Consider the following 1886-nt stretch of genomic DNA (forward strand, 5'->3'; position numbering starts at 1 on the left):
GCGGCGGTGGGGCAGTTCACGCTCGATACGTTGGACGAGATCGGCTGCGTGAGCGAAATGGGCACCGCCGCCGCCCGTGGCGGGTTCGCCGCCGTGGTGGGGCGCGGGATGATGCGCACCGTCGATCTCATGACCGACCTCAACGCCGCCGGCCCGGCAGCGCTGCTGATCGTGGGGGTGGTGAACTTCCTTGTCGGCGCGATCCTGGCGTTCGTGGGGTCGGTGGAACTGCACAAATTCGCGGCCGACATCTATGTGGCCAGCCTGGTCGCCATTGCGATGGTGCGCGAGATGTCGGCGGTCATGACCGCCATCATCATGGCCGGACGCACCGGCGGCGCCTATGCCGCGCGCATTTCAACCATGCAGGGCAATGAGGAAATCGACGCGCTGCAGGTGTTCGGCATCCCGGTTTCCAGCTACCTGATCCTGCCCTCGGTCCTCGCACTCGCCTTCACCATGCCGCTGCTTTACCTGTATGGCTGCCTGATCGGCATGTTCGGCGGGTTCTGCGTCTCCTACATCATGCTGAACGTCTCGCCGCTGGGCTATTTCCATGAAACGCTTCAGGCCCTGCCGCTGGACCAGTTCACCTTCGGCTTTGTCAAAAGCTTCGTATTCGGCACGTTCATCGGGCTGACCAGTTGCCGCATCGGGCTGAAGGCCGGGCGCAGCGCGGCGGATGTGGGCATCGCGGCGACGAAGGCCGTGGTTGTCGGCATCGTGGGCGTGATCGCGCTGGATGCGGTGTTCGCGGTTATCGCCAATGTTATCGGGATCTGATCGCCATGAATAACCAGATGCCCACCACCGATGACCGCCCGACGCTGATTTCCGTCAGTGACCTCACGCTGGCCTTCGGTTCACGCGTGATCCAGCATGACGTGTCCTTTCAGGTCAAACGCGGCAGCATCTTCGCCGTGATGGGGGGATCGGGCTGCGGCAAGAGCACGCTGCTCAAGAGCATGATCGGCCTGCTGCGCCCCCGGCAGGGCACCTATATGGTGGGGGATGACAATTACTGGGCCGGGGATGACGAAAGCCGCATCCGCATCGGGCGGCGGTTTGGCGTCCTGTTCCAAAGTGGCGCGCTGTGGAGTTCCATGACGGTGGGCGAGAACGTGGCCCTGCCCATGCAGATGTTCACCAGCCTCAAGCCGCCCGTCATCCGCCAGCTTGTGGAACTCAAGCTGGGGCTGGTGGGCATGCTGCACGCCATTGACCAGTATCCCTCCGAACTCAGCGGTGGCATGCGCAAGCGCGCGGGGCTGGCGCGCGCCATGTCGCTGGACCCGGACATCCTGTTTTTCGATGAACCTTCGGCGGGTCTCGACCCCATCACCTCCGCGCGGCTGGATGACCTGATCCTGAACCTGCGCGACGGGCTGGGGGCGACCATCATCATCGTCAGCCACGAACTGTCCAGCCTGTTCCATATCGCCGATGACGGCATCTTCCTTGACGCCGTGCAGAAAACCGCCATCGCCCATGGCGCGCCCACATGGCTGCGCGACCATTGCGATGACCCGATGGTCCACGCCTTCATGCACCGCGAACAGCTGGACTCGTCCAGCACGCACGAAAACGGTTAGCGCCGATGGCCGACAGGCAGACACTGATCGGCTCGGTCGTACTGGGTGTGGCGGCCATCGCGCTTGGCGTGCTGGTGGCAAAGGGCGGACTGCCCCTGCCGGGCCAGGGGAGCGAGGCGGTCGTGATATTCGAAAGCCCGACCAACGGGCTGGATATCGGCTCGCCCGTCAATTTCCGCGGCCTGCCGGTGGGCGCGGTCAAGCGCCTGAGCGTGCAGGTCGATCCGGCCACCCACCATACCTACATGCCGGTCTATATCCTGTTCGACCCGGCGCATGAGCCGGGGCGGGGCG

The 1886-nt window shown here is 64.4% G+C and carries 3 protein-coding genes; all 3 read left to right on the plus strand.

Going from position 1 to position 1886, the window contains the following annotated elements; translation table 11 throughout:
* Nucleotides 1-783: MlaE family ABC transporter permease (locus tag JCM25156_RS15285; protein ID WP_025813771.1), on the plus strand; the 783-nt coding region annotated here is incomplete at its 5' end.
* Between the two features lie 5 nt (nucleotides 784-788).
* Nucleotides 789-1592 carry an ABC transporter ATP-binding protein gene (locus tag JCM25156_RS15290; protein WP_051577537.1) on the plus strand — a complete coding sequence of 268 codons (804 nt, stop codon included), beginning with the start codon at nucleotides 789-791 and terminating at the stop codon, nucleotides 1590-1592.
* A gap of 5 nt (nucleotides 1593-1597) precedes the next feature.
* On the plus strand, nucleotides 1598-1886 hold a 289-nt coding region (locus JCM25156_RS15295; RefSeq protein WP_025813773.1), incomplete at its 3' end, for an MlaD family protein.

The organism is Komagataeibacter kakiaceti JCM 25156, assembly GCF_000613305.1.